Genomic DNA, 17,858 nt, shown 5'->3' with positions numbered 1-17,858 from the left:
ACAACGCGTAAATAATGAAAATGTTGCAGATGAACAAAAAATCCGTCATTTTTATCTTCAGTGCTACTATTGCCTATACATTCACCACTTAATCTTACATTCAGCACGACAAATCACAGTACACGTTCATCATCGCGAGTCAGGACTTATATGGATACAGGTTTTATTTATTGCTTACTCTTATCAGGCCCTAATGCAGGTCAGAGCATCACGCCATCAGAACTTAATCAATGGCAACCTGAAGACGGATTATTATGGGTGCATTTACGCTACAGCGATGAAGAAGCAAAACAATGGGTTATCGATGCCCAACTGCCGCAAACGGAAACTGATACCTTATTAGCGGAGCATACTCGTCCACGCTCATTAAGCTCTCAAGATGGGGTATTAATGGTTTTACGCGGCATTAACCTAAATCCTAATTCTTCACCTGAAGACATGGTATCGATGCGTATTTTTGCCCAGCAACATCGAATAGTTTCAACCTGTGAGCGTCAACTTCAGTCAGTAAAAGACATCGCGGAACAAATTATCAGTAAACCTAACAGTATTGATTCTAGTGCTGACTTTTTAGTATCACTTTGTGAACGATTAACGCACCGAAAAATGGAACTAATACATAATCTCGAAGATCAATTAGATGATCTTGATGACCAAATTACTGCACCAATAAGTTCGTCGCTTCGCTCTGATATTGCTGAACTTAGAAAACAAACAGTCACGTTAAGGCGCTATTTTTCACCTCAACGGGATGCCTTATCTCGACTATTAAACGATGGACATGTGTTGTTCAATTCTGAACATAAACTGCGTATACGCGAAATAAACGAAACGTTAATCAGGGTCATAGAAGACTTAGATGCTGTTCGCGATCGCGCTAGCGTCACTCAAGAGCAACTTCAGTCTCAGCAGGCTGAGCAACTTAACAAGCGCTTGTATTTTCTATCACTGATATCGGCAATTTTTCTGCCGCTTGGGTTTTTAACCGGATTGCTTGGAGTGAATATTGGCGGTATTCCCGGAACCGAAAACACATGGGCTTTTGCTATGTTCTCTGGTGGGTTAATTCTACTCGTCGCTATTCAAATGTGGTTATTTTACCGCTGGAAATGGTTATAAAATCTGCATAAATAATTTTATTAAATTTTGTTTACAGTTAACCTTTGCCCACAAAAAAGGACGCATATAGCGTCCTTTTTAATCGATAGCTGCTACAAACGCAGCATCAACACATTACTGAGCAGCTGGTGCTGCTTCAACTTGTGCTTTTTCGATAGACAATAATTCAACTTCAAACACTAACGTTGAGTTAGCTGGAATAGTACCAGTATCACGTTCGCCATAAGCTAATTCTGATGGGATAACGAACTTGTATTTAGCACCAATAGGCATTAATTGAACACCTTCAGTCCAACCAGGAATAACGCGGTTTAGAGGGAACTTAGCAGGCTCGCCACGGCTGTATGAGCTATCAAACTCAGTACCGTCGATTAATGTACCTTTGTAGTGTACTTCAACAGTGTCTTCTGCCACTGGAGTCTCGCCTTCACCGGCTTCTAGTACTTCGTACTGTAAACCAGACTCAGTCGTAACAACGCCTTCTTTAGCTTTGTTGGTTTCAAGGAATTTCTTACCTTCTTCAACAGCTTGGCTTGCTAATAACTCTGCTTGTTCAGCACGTTTTTCATTTAATTTAACATCAAGACCTTGAAGTACAGTTTGCATTTCTTCTTCTGTAAGATCTAAAGTATCAGCTAAACCATCGCTAAACCCTTGAATCACTAACGTACGATCAACAGCGAAACCTAGGTCTTCTTGCTCGGTAATATGACCAGCCATGTAACGGCCAATTGAGCCACCAACACTGTAAGCTTCTTTTTGCGCGTCAGTTGTTAATTCAACTTTCTTTGCCACGACTTCTTGTTCTTGGTTACATGCAGTAAGACCAACAACAGCCAGTGCAACTAACGATAATTTGTAAATAGATTTCATTAAAGCTTCCTCAGCGTCCTATAGCGGTTACAATAACCTGTAGGTAAAAAATTTGTATATATTTGGCCACTTTATACTAAATAAAGTGTTTTTTGCAATGGCCTGAATAATAACACTGCCTTTGAGACAACTTTTACAGGAGCAAGTTCATGTTTCGACTTACTATGCTGATATTGTGTATCTGCTCCCTTTTGGGTTGCCAACCCGCGGCTGAAAAAGTGTTTAGTGTCACTAAAGATTCAAGCTATAGCGCAAGCTTATCTGAAGATGGTCAACTAGCTTTAGTGAGCACGGCTAGCAATGGTGTTCAGTTATGGGATCTCAATAAACAAGCCTTAAAATTTCGCTGGCAACATGGCAGTGATGCGCAGTCCACTGACAATAATGTTTTCGACACAGCCCTTTCTTCCAACGCGCAATATGCTGCCACCTTAACCGCAGACTCATTGGCGATTTGGGATGTAAACACTGGTGAATCTATTGGTTGGTGGTCACTTCCTGCCTCAGCGCAATCGGTGGCAATTGCTAATAATGCCCAAACTTTAGTCGGTTTAGTTGATGGCTCAGTGATGTCTTTTGCACCACAGAAAAGCCTGATCAAATTTTTAGGCCACCAAGAAAGAGTATCCAGTGTGTCTATTTCAGCAAATGGGCAATTGGCGCTGAGTGGCTCAAATGATGGCTCAGTGATCCTGTGGCAGGCACAAACGGGTCAGCCAGTTCACCAATGGCAACTTGAATCTCGTATTGGCAAAGTCACCCTTAGCCAGAACGGCCAACTTAGTTTTGCCAGTGATATTACAGGCAACGGCGCGATTTATTACAGCGATACCGGCGAGGTATTATCAACACTTGCCATTAATCGTCGTCAAATGACTTTCAGCAGTGCACGCTTTATTCAACAAGATAAAATCCTAGTAACCGGCTCGCCATCGAAAGAAATTATTCTATGGCAAACCCAAACAGGTAAAAAACTGGCAAACAGGCAAATTCAGCTAACTAAAAACAGTCAAAATAGAGGTGCCGTTGTATACTCTATTGCAAGTGATGCCCAACAGCAGATTGTGAGTATCAGTAATCAAGGTTTAGTTGAGTCATGGGGGCCATTGCCATAATCGCAATGCGCAACTCTATGGCGATGAGAGGAAGTAATGCAAGACATGCAACAAAAGATTGATGATCTAGAAATGAAAGTCGCTTTTCAGGAGATAACACTTGAAGATCTTAACCAAGAAGTGATTAAATTAAATGACTTAGTGGCATTTCAACAACACCAAATGTCATTAATATTAAATAAGCTACAAGCCATTGAGCCCAGTAACATGGCTTCAGCATCAGAAGAAACCCCGCCACCGCATTATTAAGTGTTGGCTAAAGCATGTTTACTAAAGTGATGTTTGCTATATTCACTGACGAGTAAACCAACAAGCTATCTTATACAAATCACTATCAATGAAGCATTAAGGAACGCTATGCCTGCAAGTGACATCATGACAATAGCACAATCTGGCGAAGCCATTTTGAATCGTCAAGCACAAGCAGTCATATCATTTGATCCAGCTCTGGTTCAGCTTACTGAGAATATGATAGCCACGATGACAGCTGCAAATGGTGTCGGAATTGCAGCGCCGCAGGTATTTAGTGATTTAGCTGTATTTATCATGCATTCAAGATCTAATGACCGATATCCAAATGCACCAGAAACCTCGGCAACCGTTGTGATTAACCCACGTATTATTGCTTATTCAGATGAAATGGAGCTGGGGAGCGAGGGTTGTCTATCTATCGCTGAACGGCGTGTTGACGTATTAAGGCACAAAACAATTAATGTTCAGTATCAATCTCTAAGCGGAGAGGTTATCAAGCAGCAACTGAGTGATTTTGTTGCCCGCATTTTTCAGCATGAATTTGATCATTTACAGGGAATTACTTTGCTTGAACGGATAACTATGGCTGACCAAAATTCATCACAAGCTGGCAATCAAGAAATCAGTACTGAACAAAATCAACAAAATCAGCACACGCAAGGTGCTGTCGAATGAATAAACTGCTTAGCATAGGTCTACTGTGTTTCAGTCTTACTGGCTGTGCATACAATAGCATATTGATAAACTATCCTTCGCAGATCGCACCGATTAAACAGCAACTTGCAAGCCCTACCCCCAGTGCTAAATTGTCAGAGTTAGCGGGTGAAATAGATACCAATGATGGCTTGTTATATGCTCAAGAAGCGGGCCGTGTCGCCCAGGTTTCGGGCGATTTCGAAACCAGTAAAACCTACTATCAAGCGGCTATTCAGGCTTATAAAGCGTTTGATGACAGAGCAACCATTAGCGCATCTGACTTAACTGCCACCGCAAGTAGTTTAGTGCTAAACGACAACGCAATACCTTACCGTGGACCAGGTTATGAACGGATCATGGTTCATCAATATCAAGCATTTAACTATCTGTTTTCTGGTGATGCGCAAGGGGCATTAGTCGAAGTGCGTCGAAGTAATCAACTACAAGCCAGTGAACAGGCACGCTATCAAAAATCGCAAAAATCGGTACGAGCAATGGCTAACGGCACTATCGACAGTGAAATCAATAAGCTAGATCAAGCCACCGGCACCGTTACCAGTTCTTTTTTAAATGCATATAGCTATTACACAACAGGTCTGCTTCATGAACTGTTAGGCGAGCCCAATGATGCCTATATTGATTACCGTAAAGCGGCACAAATCACACCAAACAATAAATACCTGCAGCAAGATCTAGTCAGGTTAGCTAAACAATTGTCTATGCCTCAATACGATGAGTTTAAACGTCGTTGGGGAGATGCAATTTTACCTAAAAAAGGCCAAGGCCAAGTGGTGATGGTGGTCGAAAAAGGCTTCGTGCCTGAAAAACAAAGCTTAACCGTTCCGTTTACTATTGATGGTAATTGGCAAACAGTGTCACTGGCTACATATCAGCCACACCGCCAAGTGATTCAACCTTCGACTATCCAAGGTCTCGGAACCGTATTAAAAGCGGAACCAATTGCCAATATTGATGCCTTAGCTATTAACGCACTAAAAGAAGATTTACCTGCAGCCTTGGTACGCCAAGCTGCGCGGGTCTATACTAAGTCTGAAATGACTCGCAGTGTTGAAAGTGGCAGTAAGCGCCGTAATAACGAAGCCGATGCAGCAGCAATTTTAATGCAGATTTTTAATGTAGTGACCGAGCAAGCTGACAGACGTAGCTGGCTGACATTACCAAGACAGGCACAAATCGCCCGCCAATATATTGAACCAGGCGAGTACCAAATCCGTTTAGGCAACAGTCCTGCTGCCAAAATTGATGTACAACCTAATCGGGCAACATTAATTTGGGTGATAGAGACTGGTAATCAAACCCGTTTTTATTCAATAATTATTTAACTCAACTATTTATTTAACTCAACTATTTATTTAACTCGACTACTTATAAGTCATATCCAACATGGAACTTACTATGAAACATTTTAAACTGATTTTTGTTTTAGCCGCTGTAATCGGGCTATCAGCTTGTCAATCTAAGGTTGAATATGGCGATGCAACCGAAGTAGAAACCGTTAATGAAAACTTCGGTTCAACTGATTTACAAGCCATTGCTGCAAAAATGGTTGATAGCATGCTGACGTTCCCGCCTGTCATCGTCATGACACAGAACGATCGCCCAATTATCTTTGTTGATAAAATCAAAAACAAAACCTCTGAGCATATCGATACAGAATCCGTCACTGATACCATCAGCAATAAATTATTACGTTCAGGTAAATTCCGCTTTATCGATATGACTAAAGTTGACTCAGTGCGTAAGCAACTAGACTACCAAAACAATGCTGGTATGGTTGACCCGTCTACTGCGATTAAATTCGGTCGTCAAGTCGGTGCCCAGTACATGCTGTACGGCAACTTATCTAGCATCGTCAAGCAAGATGGCAGCACAAAAGACGTATACTACAAAATGACCATGCGTCTAATGGACTTAGAAACAGGCCTAATCGAATGGTCTGATGAAAAAGAAATCCGTAAAGTTAAATCTAAGTCTTTCTTAGGCTTATAAGCCTCTGATAAACTTTAATTAGCCGACTTCCAGTCGGCTTTTTTACAACTGTAAACAATAGTCATTGAATAAAACTCTAGTTCCAAAAAACAATAATAAATATTTAGGGAAGAAATTGTGAACCTGTTTAAGTCGTCTATCGTCGCGCTTGCTTGCGCAAGCTTATTTGCTTGTAATAGCACTCCTAAGATTATTGCAACAGAACGTGATGGCAGTGCCAATATCAGCGAAGCCCAAGCAATGGCTCGCTCTAGTGTCGTCTCAGAAGTGAATTATCAGCTGAGTTTTAATCTTACTGGCGAAAGTCATTTTAGTGCTATCACTAAAGTAGATTTCAACCTTAGCAGCAATAAAGAGCCGCTGACACTTGACTTGAATCAAGCCACAATTAGCAAGCTCACCATTAATGGTAAAGGCATTTACCCGAATTATAACGATGCTTATATCAGTATCAATTCGCAGTTACTCAGCAATGGTAAAAATACCATTGAAGTCGAATACAGCCGCGAACACAGCACCAATGGCGAAGGCTTACATCGTTTTGTCGATCCTGTTGATGACAAGGTGTACTTGTACTCTCATTTCGAGCCAGCTGCCGCTCAGCAAATGTTTGCCGTATTTGATCAGCCCGACTTAAAAGCCACTTATCAAATCACAGTTAACGCCCCTAAAGATTGGAGCGTCATTAGCACCATGCGCGAGAGTAACATTGAAGAGCAAGCTGATAGCAATCTATGGACATTTCCAGTCACGCCTAAGCTTAGCCCTTACAACTTCTCGATGCATGCGGGGCCTTATCATATTTGGGAAGACAACAGCGGCAAATACCCAATGCGCTTATTTGCCCGTCAATCGGTTGCCGAACAAGTCACCGCTGAAGACTGGTTCACCTATACCAAGCAAGGCCTAACATTCTTTGATGATTATTTTGGTATCGACTACCCATTTAAAAAATACGACCAACTGTTAGTCCCTGATTTTTTATATGGCGCGATGGAAAATGCAGGCGCCATTACTTTTGCTGAAAACCGTTTCATGTATAAAGACACGATGACGGCAGCCCAGCGACAACGCTTAGCTGGTGTTATCATGCACGAAATGGCGCACCAATGGTTTGGTGACTTAGTCACAATGAAATGGTGGAATGGCCTATGGCTTAACGAAAGCTTTGCATCCTTCATGGGCACCTTAGCCACCAGCGAAGCAACAGAGTTTAGTCATGCTTGGCGAACGTTTTATGCGACAGGTAAACAAAGTGCTTATCGTCAAGATAGCTTAGTCACCACTCATCCTATCGAAGTGCCTGTACCTACCAGCATGAATGCGTTTGATAATATTGACGCCATCACCTACTCAAAAGGTGCATCTACCCTGAAACAACTCAGGCATTTATTAGGCGAAGACACCTTTCAACTCGGTGTGCAGCAATATCTAACCAAGTACAGTTATCAAAACGCCACACTCGATGATTTTATTGGTAGTTTATCTCAAGCAAGCAATCGAGATTTGTCCCAGTGGACTCAAGACTGGTTGTATCAAGCAGGTGTAAACACCTTAAAAGCTGAGTACAGCTGTGCCAATGACAGAGTCAGCGAATTTGCGTTAATTCAAACTGCGCCAAGTGATGCATTACCGACATTACGCGAACAACGTGTACAAGTTGCATTATTTGATGCAACCCGTTACTCAATCCATCAAGGCCCCAAAGTTGCGGTCACATACAAAGGCGAGCGAACCGAAGTGCCTGAACTTATCGGTAGCCATTGCCCTAACTTGGTTTACCCAAACTTTGAAGATTGGGGATATGTGAAAGTCGAACTTGACGAACGCTCATTTGAAACCGCCAAACAGCAGCTGAGTAAGGTCAGTGACCCACTGCTTCGTTCAATGTTGTGGCAAAGCATGTGGGACAGTGTCAGTGACGGTAAAACCTCTCTTAAACAATACATCAATGTCGCACTAGTCAATGCACCGCTTGAAAAAGACTACACTATCTTAGGTCAAGTCATCGGTAACTTAAAACAGGCTCAGTATTACCTCGACAGCATGGCGCCGAATCATAAAGCGTATGCAGTTAAAGTCGGTAAGGCTCTGACTCAAATGAGCTTACGCATGGCAATGGAACATCGTGACAATGCTGACTTCCAGCGCCGCTGGTTTGATGCCTATGTTAGCTTAGCGAGTAGTCAGCACGCATTGGATCACCTCGCCGATCTACTGGAAGGCAACGCGACGATTACAGGCTTAAATATCAGCCAAGATTTACGCTGGAAAATCATTATCAAACTCAATCAATATGATTATCCACAAAGTGGCCTTATTGCCATTGAAGAAAAACATCGCGACTTATCAGATTCAGGCCAGAAATCTGCAATAGCCGCTGAAGTCATTCGACCTCAAGCAAGATCAAAGCGTCAGTGGCTCCATACCATTGAAAATGACACTGATATGCCATTTTCAAAACTGCGCGTAGCGATGAATTACTTATACCCAAGTGAGCAAAAGTTATTAAGTGCAGCGACAGCAGAGCAGCGTTTAGCCAATATTGCAGAAGTCGATAAAAAGGGACCTGTATTTATGCGAGCTTATAATCGTAGGTTAATTCCAACCGCATGTACCAATGCCAATATCGCCGCGATTAATCAGGTGTTAGATACCGAAACGGGCTTGTCGAAAATGACCCGTAGAGCATTATTAGAAACCCGTCAAAAAGAGCAACGCTGTGTCAAAATCAGTGAAATGTTAACTCACTAGTTCACACATATATGCAAGATAACTCTACATTTTAAAATGTAGAGTTCACCAATGCCGCTTCATGAAATGAAGCGGCATTTTTTGTTTTAAACCAGCAATTAATAACAGGAAGTAATGACAGTAAGTAATGACAGTAAATAGCTTGGTTAACTTCTCAATGTAAATGTCATCATCACAGGGGCATGATCGGTACTATCACTGTCTCTTGCATAATCAGCCCTAACAAGATGTCGATCATGGGTTTGATAATCACTGACTTCAGCTAGGTTTCTTGGGTGTGATGCATCAAATTCACATGAGGCTAATATGTAATCCAACACCGAGCCTGTATTACCAAAATAGTGAGTTGACTGGCGAGCATATTTTAAAGGGTCAACAGGCGGCAACACATCTTCGGCAATATCAGAGTCCTCTTCATGTAGACCTGATTCATACTCATCTTGAGCCAAGGTAGCATTGAGCTTTTGACCGGTTTTAAATAAATCATAACTGTCGAATAAGCTAAATTGCGCAAACGCATCCGCCAGAGTTTGGTCATTCATTTTTTTAAGTTCAGGATCAATAATATCGTTTCTAAAAACACGTTTCCCATTGGCACGAAAGGCCTCTAACGCAGTGCTTTGCAAGGTGTCATTAAAGTCGCCCATGAGTAACACAGGTAATTGTGTCTGACTCCGTTGCTTGGCGATTTCATTAAACAATAATGCCGCCTCGCTACCCCGCTGCATGTTTGAAGCCCAGCTTCCTAATGCTTGCCTCGCCATAATATCAGCGCCGCCTGTCATGCCAGAATCAGCTAATCGTTCGACGCCCATGCCACTTCGCTTTGACTTTAAATGCACCACATAACATTCGCATTCGCCAAAATCAGCTAATGCAATTTTTACCCGTAGCGGTTTGCGGCTAAAGCTAAAATCATTAGCAATTCCCATTAACGGAAACAAGGTTTCATCGGGAGTCACTAACGCAGATTCAGTAATGGGATATTTCGACGCAATAGCAACTACAGGGTCCTGATAGACATAATCGCTGATTAAACTCGGCTCATCCAAAGCGGCAAAATACTGATAACCCAAAGGCGCAATTAATGCCTTTAATGCATCAGGACTAAAGACTTCTTGAAAACCAATAATATCTGGTTGATGCTCGGTTAAATAATCACAAATCCAAGCACATTTTTTCTGCCATTGCTGGTGAGAATAGATATTTTCAAAGTCATAATAAGCCGCTGGCGGCTCGATAAAATTAAATAAATTAAACGAAACCACTTTAAAGTTTTGTTGTTTATTTTGCTGTTTTTTACTGCTGGTCTGAATCACCGCAAACTGCCTAAAAGCCCTATTCTGACAACAGATTAAAGCCAAATCGATTAAGTGTCGATGTTAATTACACTCTATATCAAAAGGATCTTGAACCAACTTTTTGTGAAAATTCATTAATCGAAAAATGATCCTAAATTAGCAACTGCCGTATTACCCCTCGAAATCAGCGCCTGAAATCAGTAATCAAAAAGTCAATTTTATAATTCGTTTACAGAAACAAATTCGAGGAAAGAACGATGAAAAGGATCTACTCTCTTGCCCTATGTTTTTCACTGATTGGATTAACTGCTTGTTCAGATGATGACGATGACACAGTCACTGATGCAGAGGTCGAAACGCCAGTTGTCACTTATGCTGAAGTACGCGTTATTCATGCTGGCAGCGACGCGCCAATGGTCAATGTTACTGCTGATGGTGCAGCTTTACTGTCTGATGTCGATTACGCTATGTCTAGCGGTTTACTCGAAGTACCTACGGCAACTTATGCCATCAATGTCGATGCGATACTTGCTGATGGCAGCACATTAACAGTACTTGAAGCTGAGCTAGCAACAGCAGAAGACATGGAATATACCGCCGTCGCATTAGGTAATGTCAGTGATGAAACGCTAATGCTAAAGCTCATTGCTAATGAAGAAAGTGCCATTGATAGCGGCAATGCCCGAGTCCAAGTTTTACATGCCACTCCAGCAGTAGGACTGGTTGATATTTATGTCACAGCGCCAATGGCCGACATCTCAATGATGGAGCCGACATTATCAGCAAACTATATGGATAATAGTGACCAACTCACCGTACCAACTGCTGATTACCAGATTAGAATTACAGCATCCGGTGACAAGAATGTCGTATTCGATTCAGGCACAGTTAACCTAGCCGATGGAATGGATTATTTAATTTCAGCAATTCCAAATGAATGGTCAGGTAACTCTCCTGTTGCTTTATTAGTTGCGCTACCTGAAGGCCAAGTACTACTGAACGATGTTAGCAGTGGCAGTGATATCCGTGTAGTACATGCCGTTGCCGATGCCCCAGCTGTCGATGTATTTTTAGATGGCAGCTCAACGCCGGCCATTGATATGCTTTCATTCGGTAACCTTGCAGGCTACGTCAATATCCCAGAAGGCATGCACACAGTAACCGTTGCGGCTGATGCCGACAATTCAGTAGAAGTTATTACCGACGCCGAACTCGATTTAATGCTAGGAAGCAGCTACTCAGTACTCGCCGTCGGTTCTCTCACTGACAACGACATTGCACCTTGGGCTTTTGCTGAACATACACGCCGCATTGCGACTGAAGCGCGCCTGAATGTCATTCATGCCTCTTACTCTGCAGGCAACGTCGACGTGTATTTAACCCCGACTGCTGATATCAGTGATGCAACACCTGCTCTCACTGATGTCCCATTCAAAGCGGCATCAGGCAGCTTGAGTATCGCACCGGGTGATTACACTGTCAGCGTGACTGTCACAGGCACTAAAACAGTAGCGATTGGCCCGCTAGCTGTATCACTTGCAGGCAACGGTTTATACAGTGTTGCAGCAGTAGATGCAGAAAATGATACTTCAATGTTCTCGGTTATCTTAATGGACGATTTTGTCGCCGAAGAATAATCAAGGCCATTCACTCGTAAACGATTATCTCCGTCCGACCCTTTTGCGGCTTATCCTCCACCCGAGATAAGTCGCTTTTTTATGAGGAAAATAAATGATGAAAAATTCACTCGCCAATATGCATCAGTTATTACAGCGGTATACTTCAGTAGTAATAGGCGTACTATTGAAAAACCTGTGTTTATGCAGTCTTTTTATAAGCTCCATCGTATTTTTTCAACCTTCAGTGAGTGCTATGGAAATACAATTTAACTCCCAACAGCAACTTCAAGCAGCCAAAATCAGTAATGACACGGTAATGGGCGGCATCTCATCAAGTGAAATTAACCGCGATAAACGCCAAGATAAGCCCGTTTTTAGCGGCAATGTTTCACTTGCCAACAATGGTGGTTTTGCATCAATGGAGTATCGTTTACTCGCGATAATTCCGCGAGCCAACGCCGTAAAATTAACTGTAATAGGTGACGGAAAACGTTACCAATTACGCTTTAAGACACCGAAACTTTCCTTTGGTGAAGCTTATGTGGCTCACTTTAATACCATTGCAGGTCAGCGCACTGAACACAGGTTTACAGCTGGTGATTTTAATTCGCAATTTCGTGGTAGAAACGTCAACGCACCTGAATTACTATTTGAAGATATCGACCGAGTCGGCCTACTGATTGCCGATAAACAACAGGGAGACTTTTCTCTGATGCTCGATACTATGACGTTTACTGATTAAATATCAGATAATCTTTACCCTATCACGGCAAGACAACTGGACCCCAAATGAAAACAATGACCCATATTAAAGGCGTAATATTCGACCTAGACGGCACTTTAGTTGAGTCAGAATTGGACTTTGGTAAAATTAAGCAACAGTTAAACTGTCCATTTGATACTGACGTTCTCGACTTTATCGAAGACATGCCATCAATAGATGCTCAGCAACAAGCCCATCAAATCATTATTGAGCACGAAGCTCTTGATGCAATGAATGCCAAGGCGCTGCCTCATATGCATGCGTTATTGGCCAGTTTGCAACAGCTGTCACTGCCTACAGCCATCGTGACCCGAAATAGTAAAACCGCAACAGCAACTAAACTGTCGCAAAATAACATTGCCATGGAATTAGTGTTAACCCGTGAATGTTACCCTGCTAAACCCGCACCAGATGCGTTACTTGCCATTGCCAAACAGTGGGATATTCCTGTCAGTCAGCTTATCTATGTAGGCGATTATTTATATGATATCCAAGCAGCTAAAAATGCAGGCATGCAATCAGTGTTTATCAATCACAACCAACACGCAGAATACCAAGGCCAAGCGGACTTTATTGTCAGTGATTTAAAAGAGCTACAAACAGCATTAGAAGCGAATAATCAACGCTAAACTCGCCCTATTACGGTTTTAGTTATAGTTATAGTTATAGTTATAGTTTTAGTTTTAGTTATAGCTTTAGCTTTAGTTATTGGCATACATGGCACGCTTTCACAGGTAAAGCCACCTTCAGTGAACCAAGCCATAAGCTGCAACGTATCTTTCAACTCAGTCAGCAATCCTTTGCCTTTTTCCTACTGATGAGAAAACAATGAATCCATTACACCCAAAAAAGCTGTTACACAGTAAGTGGACTAAAGTGCATGTCACCAATAAATTGAAGCACTTTTCAGTGATAAAAGTGGCTTATGATGAAGATGAAAACGTACTAGAATGTATTATTCGTGCAGAAATGAATGCTGAAGAATTTACTATTAATTGGCGTAACCTAAAAGACACTCAGCTTTGGCGTCAAGGTTGGAAATAAGGCATTGCTAACGCCTGGGTATTTCCGGCAGAAATCTTGATATATCAGTCGAAAATGCTAGAGGTTTTAGGCCGTAATACTTGATGTTTTAGGCCACAAGGCTTGAGGTTTTAGGCGGCAAGGCTTGAGACTAGGAACAAACCAAACAAAATCAAACCCCCTTTTGCTGTCGCCTTTTTAGTGGAATGACGAAGCTGACGAGATTCACTTGCAAGCAAGCGTTCCATATGGCTTTGTGTCGTATCAAAATGGCTATTTTTATTCGCGCTCATCCCTAACTCTTGCTCATTTTTAGGATCGCTTTTTTCAGTTAACTGTGGCTGATTAGCCTCAAAAGGCGCAGATATGTTAGGTGTAATAATGGATAGCACTTGAGTTTGGGCTTGAGTTTGTTTTTTAGCTAAATGCTCGGCTGTAGATATTGGCTTAGTCATACCTTTAGATTTGGCCATTATTCTCGCTTTAAGCTTCTTTTTAGCTTTGGTTCTGGCTAGCTTTTTCAACTCAGCTTTTGATTGGGCTGACATTTGAGTTACAGGCTCAGATAAAAGAATAATTTCAGTTTCCGTATTCGCAACCGTTTGAAAATTAACTTCGATGCCTTGTGCATCAAACAACTCATCAGTAGTCACTGAATCCGATGGCGAAGTCGCTGCTAATAACCCTTCTGCTAACGGTTTGATATTTTGATCTTCACCAAAAAATTTTTGTATGTATTGGGCACACATAATGTAGGCTAAACGTTCACTTTCTTCATAGCGCTGACTATCTAAAATGTACGCTTTGAAAGAATATGCCAGAACGGTCGATAGACAAGCTAAACTCTCGTATAACTCATTCAACTGAGGGTATTTGTTTGTCACTTCCCTCCAGTGTTCCATCACCACTGAATCTACTTCAAATTCATAACTCATATCAGGAATATCGACTAAGGCCGCTAAAGATTTCTCTGCCAGATAAAGTTGCCACATGTCGTCATAGGATTTACGCTTTGTAGCACATTTTAAAATCTCATAAGAAACGGCAATATTGGCAAGTTTTATATCAATATCTGCGAATTTACTTTGATACTCAGCTGAGTGATAAAAAAGATACAAGCTTTCATACGCATCAGTTATCGCATCATGATCAGCATCTTGATTAATCCCTAAGCTATGATATAAATTTTCCATTAATGCTTGGCCCTTCCTCATACAGCTAATGCTTTTTAAAATTGATTACTACAACGACCTTTTGAAGCAAGATAAGTCGCTCAGACAACCTCATAATTCAAATAAACATTACATATGGAATAGCCGTTATTCCATATGTGGACTATAGCAACAAACAGCCATAAAAAGCCTTAACTAGACCTTAAATTAGGTTTTTAAAACAGTACATTAATGAAAGTTAATAATGAGAAAAGTGATTATTGAGGACATAAGATAGGTAAGAAAATACAGCCACTGATTAAAACGATAACTTTCTGCCAGCGTTTTTTATAAAATGAAGCTTTTATAAGAAGCTTTTTACAACAAGCTCTTGGCGCTCAATTGTTATTAATCAGTTTCATGTAAACCAATAACCGTCGAACTTGTCACAGAAGCATTAAAGTGGCGTTGTTTTACAGACAAATAGGACTCATCACTAAAAACGCATTCATCAACTCTTCTGAAGGAAAATCAATGGTGAACACTCGATTAATCTGCGAATTGGTTTTAGAATTTAGTACTTCAGATACTGCAAAATCATAACCAAAGTCACCACCGTAAAAGTGCAAAATGGGCAGCATGGCATCGCGATAAGCCTGATATTCAAGTTCATCATGAACATGCAAAGCCATTATTCGTTGAAAGCCCATTGCTACCTCACTTGCTAATATTCAATGTGTTAACACTAACGCTGCCAGTTAAATAAAATCACTGATTTCTGCTAACGATTTCTTCTGCAATGCATGTTCAGGTACTGTGGCGGCCTCATCAGGATAACCCGCAATAATCAGCATGTATGGGCGTTCGTTATCACTATCACGGCCACAAACCTTGCTTAAAAAAGACATAGGTTTAGGTGTATGGGTAAGTGTACCTAGGCCCGCGTTATGCAGCGCTTGCAGTAAAAAACCTGTCGCAATTCCCACTGACTCATGAACATAATAATTTTGCTTTTGCTCACCATTATCTTCGCTGCGCTTTTTAGTAAAAACAGCAATCAACCAAGGGGCTTTTTCAAGGTAAGGTTTTTCTGCATTGGTGCCCAATGGTTTTAAATTATCTAACCATTCTTCACCGCCACGCCCCGCATAAAAAGCTTGTTCAATGGCTTCTGCTTGCTCACGGATCTGAGCTTTTACATCAGCATCGCTTATCGCGACAAAATGCCAAGGTTGATGGTTAGCCCCATTGGGCGCAGTGCCCGCGGCCAAAATACATTGCTCGATAATTTCTTGCGGTACAGCACGCTCTGAAAATTTACGAATAGAATGACGTCTTTTGACATCCTGATAATTTTGCTTGGCACGTTCTAGCATCTCAGCTTGAGAATATTCGATAAAGTCAGTTAATGGCAGGTGAGCTTCGGTCATATCTAGTCCTTATTATTTTAGTTCGTGCTTGGAGCTTCACTACTCGCTCTGCTGCTTTCTTTTAAAGTCATTTAATGTGATTTGTAGCGCTTCGATCGCGGTTTGCGTATCGATATTATTTTCTTCAAGTAATTGAATTAAATCGACCGCAAGTTGCACCGATTTTGGTGCATCATTCAATGGTGATTGTGGCTGATTTTCTGTTGTCATCTATGGTGCTTTCCAATACAAGTAGCGGCTAAAACAGTCGATTTAACCAAACGACGGCTAATGAAAACAGCCGTTAGTTAAAGCAAGAATTACAGCATGAGTTACTGCATAAGTTAATGCATAAACTAATTCATAAGTTATAGTGAAAAGTTAGCAATCGCTTTTTGAATACCAATCACATCAGTGCCTTTCTTTAACTCTTTAACGATAGGTTGCTCTGTCCCTGAGATGAATATTTTAAGCTCAGCATCCATATCGAAGGTACCTGCAGTTTCAACAATAAAATGGGTCATCGATTTATAAGCAATTGAATGATAACTCACCTTTTTTCCTGTCATACCCTGCTTATCAATCAAGATTAAACGCTTATCAGTAAAGACAAACATATCGCGGATCAGTTTATAACCCATTTGTACTGATTCATTGTCGGCTAGAATTGGTGACAGCTCTTGCTGTAATTCACCTAAATCCATTTCTGAAGAGTTACCTAAAATTGCATCAAAAAATCCCATCACATTCTCCTTGGTTATGGCCTTTATTCTTAAGATATTAAATGAATAAAAAAGTGGATAAAATAGTGCGGCATCTACACCAAATTAACAAGCAAAAAGCTGTTAAAGTATTCTAACGACACTGTAAACCAGATCACCAAGGCTAATTATGAATGCTGCTATCATTGGCGCAACCGGCTTAATCGGCCATTATTTATTGTTAAATTTATTGGCAGATACCCAATATCAAACCGTGTTGGCCATAGGTAGAAGAGCGCCTGAACTTGCGGCAGAAACAGCAGGAATTGAAAAGCTTATCTTTGTCGAAACTCAGTTACAGCAGCTTACCGAGTTAAGCTTACCTGTCAGTATTGACCACGCCTTTTGCTGTCTGGGCACCACCATCAAACAAGCGGGCAGTCAGGAAAACTTTATCAAGGTTGACCACACCGCCGTCATCGACTTTGCCAAGCTTGCGATTGAGTATCAAAGCCAAACTGGGGTGAAATTATTTGTGGTAACAGCCTTAGATGCCAATGAGAAATCGACTGTGTTTTACAATCGAGTAAAAGGCCAAGTGCAGAAGGAGTTAAGCCTCCTCCCCTTATCCAAACTCTACATATTTCAGCCAAGCTTGTTATTAGGAGAGCGTGCCAGTCAGCGAACCTTAGAAGATATAGGCCAGAAGTTTTTTGCTATTGCCTCAGGGATATTTATCGGCCCTTTAGCCAAGTACAAACCCATTACCGGCAAGCTTGTGGCTGACAATATGCTGGCTGTTGCAGTACAAGATAAAGAGTTAGTAACTGATGCTGATTTAGATAACGACAGTAAGCTTGATAATGTAATAGTTAGGATTATTGATAATAAACAGATGCATCGATTGGTTAATTGAGGTTTGTTTCAAATTTTGTTTCAAATTTTTAAAAATATCTAAATCAAGGTCTAAATAAACGTCTAAATCAAGGTCTAAATCAACGTCGTGGCGCTTCGCCCACACCAGACTAAAAGGGAGTGAACTGCGACTCCCTCTTAGAACACCCCGCAGCTC

Annotated in this window: 19 protein-coding genes; 12 read left to right on the top strand and 7 right to left on the bottom strand. The window is 41.3% G+C overall.

Annotation, left to right across the window (positions count from 1 at the left end; translation table 11 throughout):
• Positions 1-150: 150 nt before the first annotated feature.
• Entirely contained in the window at positions 151-1,119 is a 969-nt protein-coding gene (locus BCU84_RS11340; protein ID WP_102528202.1) for a zinc transporter ZntB, read from the top strand.
• Positions 1,120-1,233: 114 nt separating this feature from the next.
• Here the strand turns inward: BCU84_RS11340 and fkpA are convergent, their stop codons facing one another.
• Positions 1,234-1,992, bottom strand: coding sequence for an FKBP-type peptidyl-prolyl cis-trans isomerase (gene fkpA, locus BCU84_RS11335; protein ID WP_102528201.1), 759 nt, complete (start codon positions 1,990-1,992; stop codon positions 1,234-1,236).
• A gap of 149 nt (positions 1,993-2,141) precedes the next feature.
• Here fkpA and BCU84_RS11330 point away from each other — a divergent pair, with 149 nt between their 5' ends.
• The 6 genes from BCU84_RS11330 (at position 2,142) to pepN (ending at position 8,819) form a co-directional block, all read left to right on the top strand.
• The gene (locus BCU84_RS11330; RefSeq protein WP_102528200.1) at positions 2,142-3,107 is read left to right on the top strand and encodes a hypothetical protein; all 966 of its coding nucleotides are present in this window, start codon (positions 2,142-2,144) and stop codon (positions 3,105-3,107) included.
• Positions 3,108-3,143: 36 nt separating this feature from the next.
• Complete coding sequence (locus BCU84_RS11325; protein WP_102528199.1) at positions 3,144-3,356, top strand: SlyX family protein; 213 nt, start codon at positions 3,144-3,146, stop codon at positions 3,354-3,356.
• 108 nt (positions 3,357-3,464) lie between these two features.
• On the top strand, positions 3,465-4,034 hold the full coding sequence (gene def, locus BCU84_RS11320) for a peptide deformylase (RefSeq protein WP_102528198.1): 570 nt from the start codon (positions 3,465-3,467) through the stop codon (positions 4,032-4,034).
• Positions 4,031-5,398, top strand: a complete 1,368-nt coding sequence (locus BCU84_RS11315; RefSeq protein ID WP_102528197.1) for a hypothetical protein — start codon at positions 4,031-4,033, stop codon at positions 5,396-5,398. The genes def and BCU84_RS11315 overlap by 4 nt, the downstream gene beginning before the upstream one ends.
• A gap of 73 nt (positions 5,399-5,471) precedes the next feature.
• Positions 5,472-6,065 carry a penicillin-binding protein activator LpoB gene (gene lpoB / locus BCU84_RS11310; protein ID WP_198589569.1) on the top strand — a complete coding sequence of 198 codons (594 nt, stop codon included), beginning with the start codon at positions 5,472-5,474 and terminating at the stop codon, positions 6,063-6,065.
• 117 nt (positions 6,066-6,182) lie between these two features.
• Positions 6,183-8,819, top strand: coding sequence for an aminopeptidase N (gene pepN, locus BCU84_RS11305; protein WP_102528195.1), 2,637 nt, complete (start codon positions 6,183-6,185; stop codon positions 8,817-8,819).
• A gap of 146 nt (positions 8,820-8,965) precedes the next feature.
• On the opposite strand, the gene BCU84_RS11300 is transcribed toward pepN, so the two are convergent.
• Complete coding sequence (locus tag BCU84_RS11300) at positions 8,966-10,138, bottom strand: endonuclease/exonuclease/phosphatase family protein (RefSeq protein ID WP_102528194.1); 1,173 nt, start codon at positions 10,136-10,138, stop codon at positions 8,966-8,968.
• 239 nt (positions 10,139-10,377) lie between these two features.
• Here BCU84_RS11300 and BCU84_RS11295 point away from each other — a divergent pair, with 239 nt between their 5' ends.
• From BCU84_RS11295 to BCU84_RS11280, 4 genes are all read left to right on the top strand, one after another.
• The gene (locus BCU84_RS11295; RefSeq protein ID WP_102528193.1) at positions 10,378-11,757 is read left to right on the top strand and encodes a DUF4397 domain-containing protein; all 1,380 of its coding nucleotides are present in this window, start codon (positions 10,378-10,380) and stop codon (positions 11,755-11,757) included.
• 235 nt (positions 11,758-11,992) lie between these two features.
• On the top strand, positions 11,993-12,481 hold the full coding sequence (locus BCU84_RS11290) for a CIA30 family protein (RefSeq protein WP_198589568.1): 489 nt from the start codon (positions 11,993-11,995) through the stop codon (positions 12,479-12,481).
• Between the two features lie 47 nt (positions 12,482-12,528).
• Complete coding sequence (locus tag BCU84_RS11285; RefSeq protein WP_102528191.1) at positions 12,529-13,131, top strand: HAD family hydrolase; 603 nt, start codon at positions 12,529-12,531, stop codon at positions 13,129-13,131.
• Positions 13,132-13,330: 199 nt separating this feature from the next.
• Positions 13,331-13,546 carry a TIGR02450 family Trp-rich protein gene (locus BCU84_RS11280; protein ID WP_102528190.1) on the top strand — a complete coding sequence of 72 codons (216 nt, stop codon included), beginning with the start codon at positions 13,331-13,333 and terminating at the stop codon, positions 13,544-13,546.
• Positions 13,547-13,656: 110 nt separating this feature from the next.
• Here BCU84_RS11280 and BCU84_RS11275 read toward each other — a convergent pair whose 3' ends face one another.
• The 5 genes from BCU84_RS11275 to BCU84_RS11255 form a co-directional block, all read right to left on the bottom strand.
• On the bottom strand, positions 13,657-14,718 hold the full coding sequence (locus BCU84_RS11275; RefSeq protein WP_157936218.1) for a DnaJ domain-containing protein: 1,062 nt from the start codon (positions 14,716-14,718) through the stop codon (positions 13,657-13,659).
• A gap of 431 nt (positions 14,719-15,149) precedes the next feature.
• Positions 15,150-15,386 (bottom strand): DUF1330 domain-containing protein, encoded by a 237-nt coding sequence (locus tag BCU84_RS11270; RefSeq protein ID WP_241906417.1) that lies wholly within the window; start codon positions 15,384-15,386, stop codon positions 15,150-15,152.
• Between the two features lie 48 nt (positions 15,387-15,434).
• Positions 15,435-16,106, bottom strand: coding sequence for a nitroreductase family protein (locus tag BCU84_RS11265; protein WP_102528188.1), 672 nt, complete (start codon positions 16,104-16,106; stop codon positions 15,435-15,437).
• A 39-nt stretch (positions 16,107-16,145) separates the two neighbouring features.
• On the bottom strand, positions 16,146-16,316 hold the full coding sequence (locus BCU84_RS11260) for a YbaM family protein (RefSeq protein WP_102528187.1): 171 nt from the start codon (positions 16,314-16,316) through the stop codon (positions 16,146-16,148).
• Positions 16,317-16,453: 137 nt separating this feature from the next.
• Positions 16,454-16,828 carry a PH domain-containing protein gene (locus BCU84_RS11255; protein ID WP_102528186.1) on the bottom strand — a complete coding sequence of 125 codons (375 nt, stop codon included), beginning with the start codon at positions 16,826-16,828 and terminating at the stop codon, positions 16,454-16,456.
• A gap of 148 nt (positions 16,829-16,976) precedes the next feature.
• On the opposite strand from BCU84_RS11255, the gene BCU84_RS11250 reads away from it, so the two are divergent.
• Positions 16,977-17,702 carry a nucleoside-diphosphate sugar epimerase gene (locus BCU84_RS11250; RefSeq protein WP_102528185.1) on the top strand — a complete coding sequence of 242 codons (726 nt, stop codon included), beginning with the start codon at positions 16,977-16,979 and terminating at the stop codon, positions 17,700-17,702.
• The last annotated feature ends 156 nt before the right edge of the window (positions 17,703-17,858 follow it).

This window comes from Shewanella sp. 10N.286.51.B7 (assembly GCF_002873615.1).
Classification (GTDB): domain Bacteria; phylum Pseudomonadota; class Gammaproteobacteria; order Enterobacterales; family Shewanellaceae; genus Shewanella; species Shewanella electrodiphila.
The sequence above is the reverse complement of the archived record's forward strand: the minus strand, read 5'-3'. Positions and strand labels throughout refer to the sequence as shown.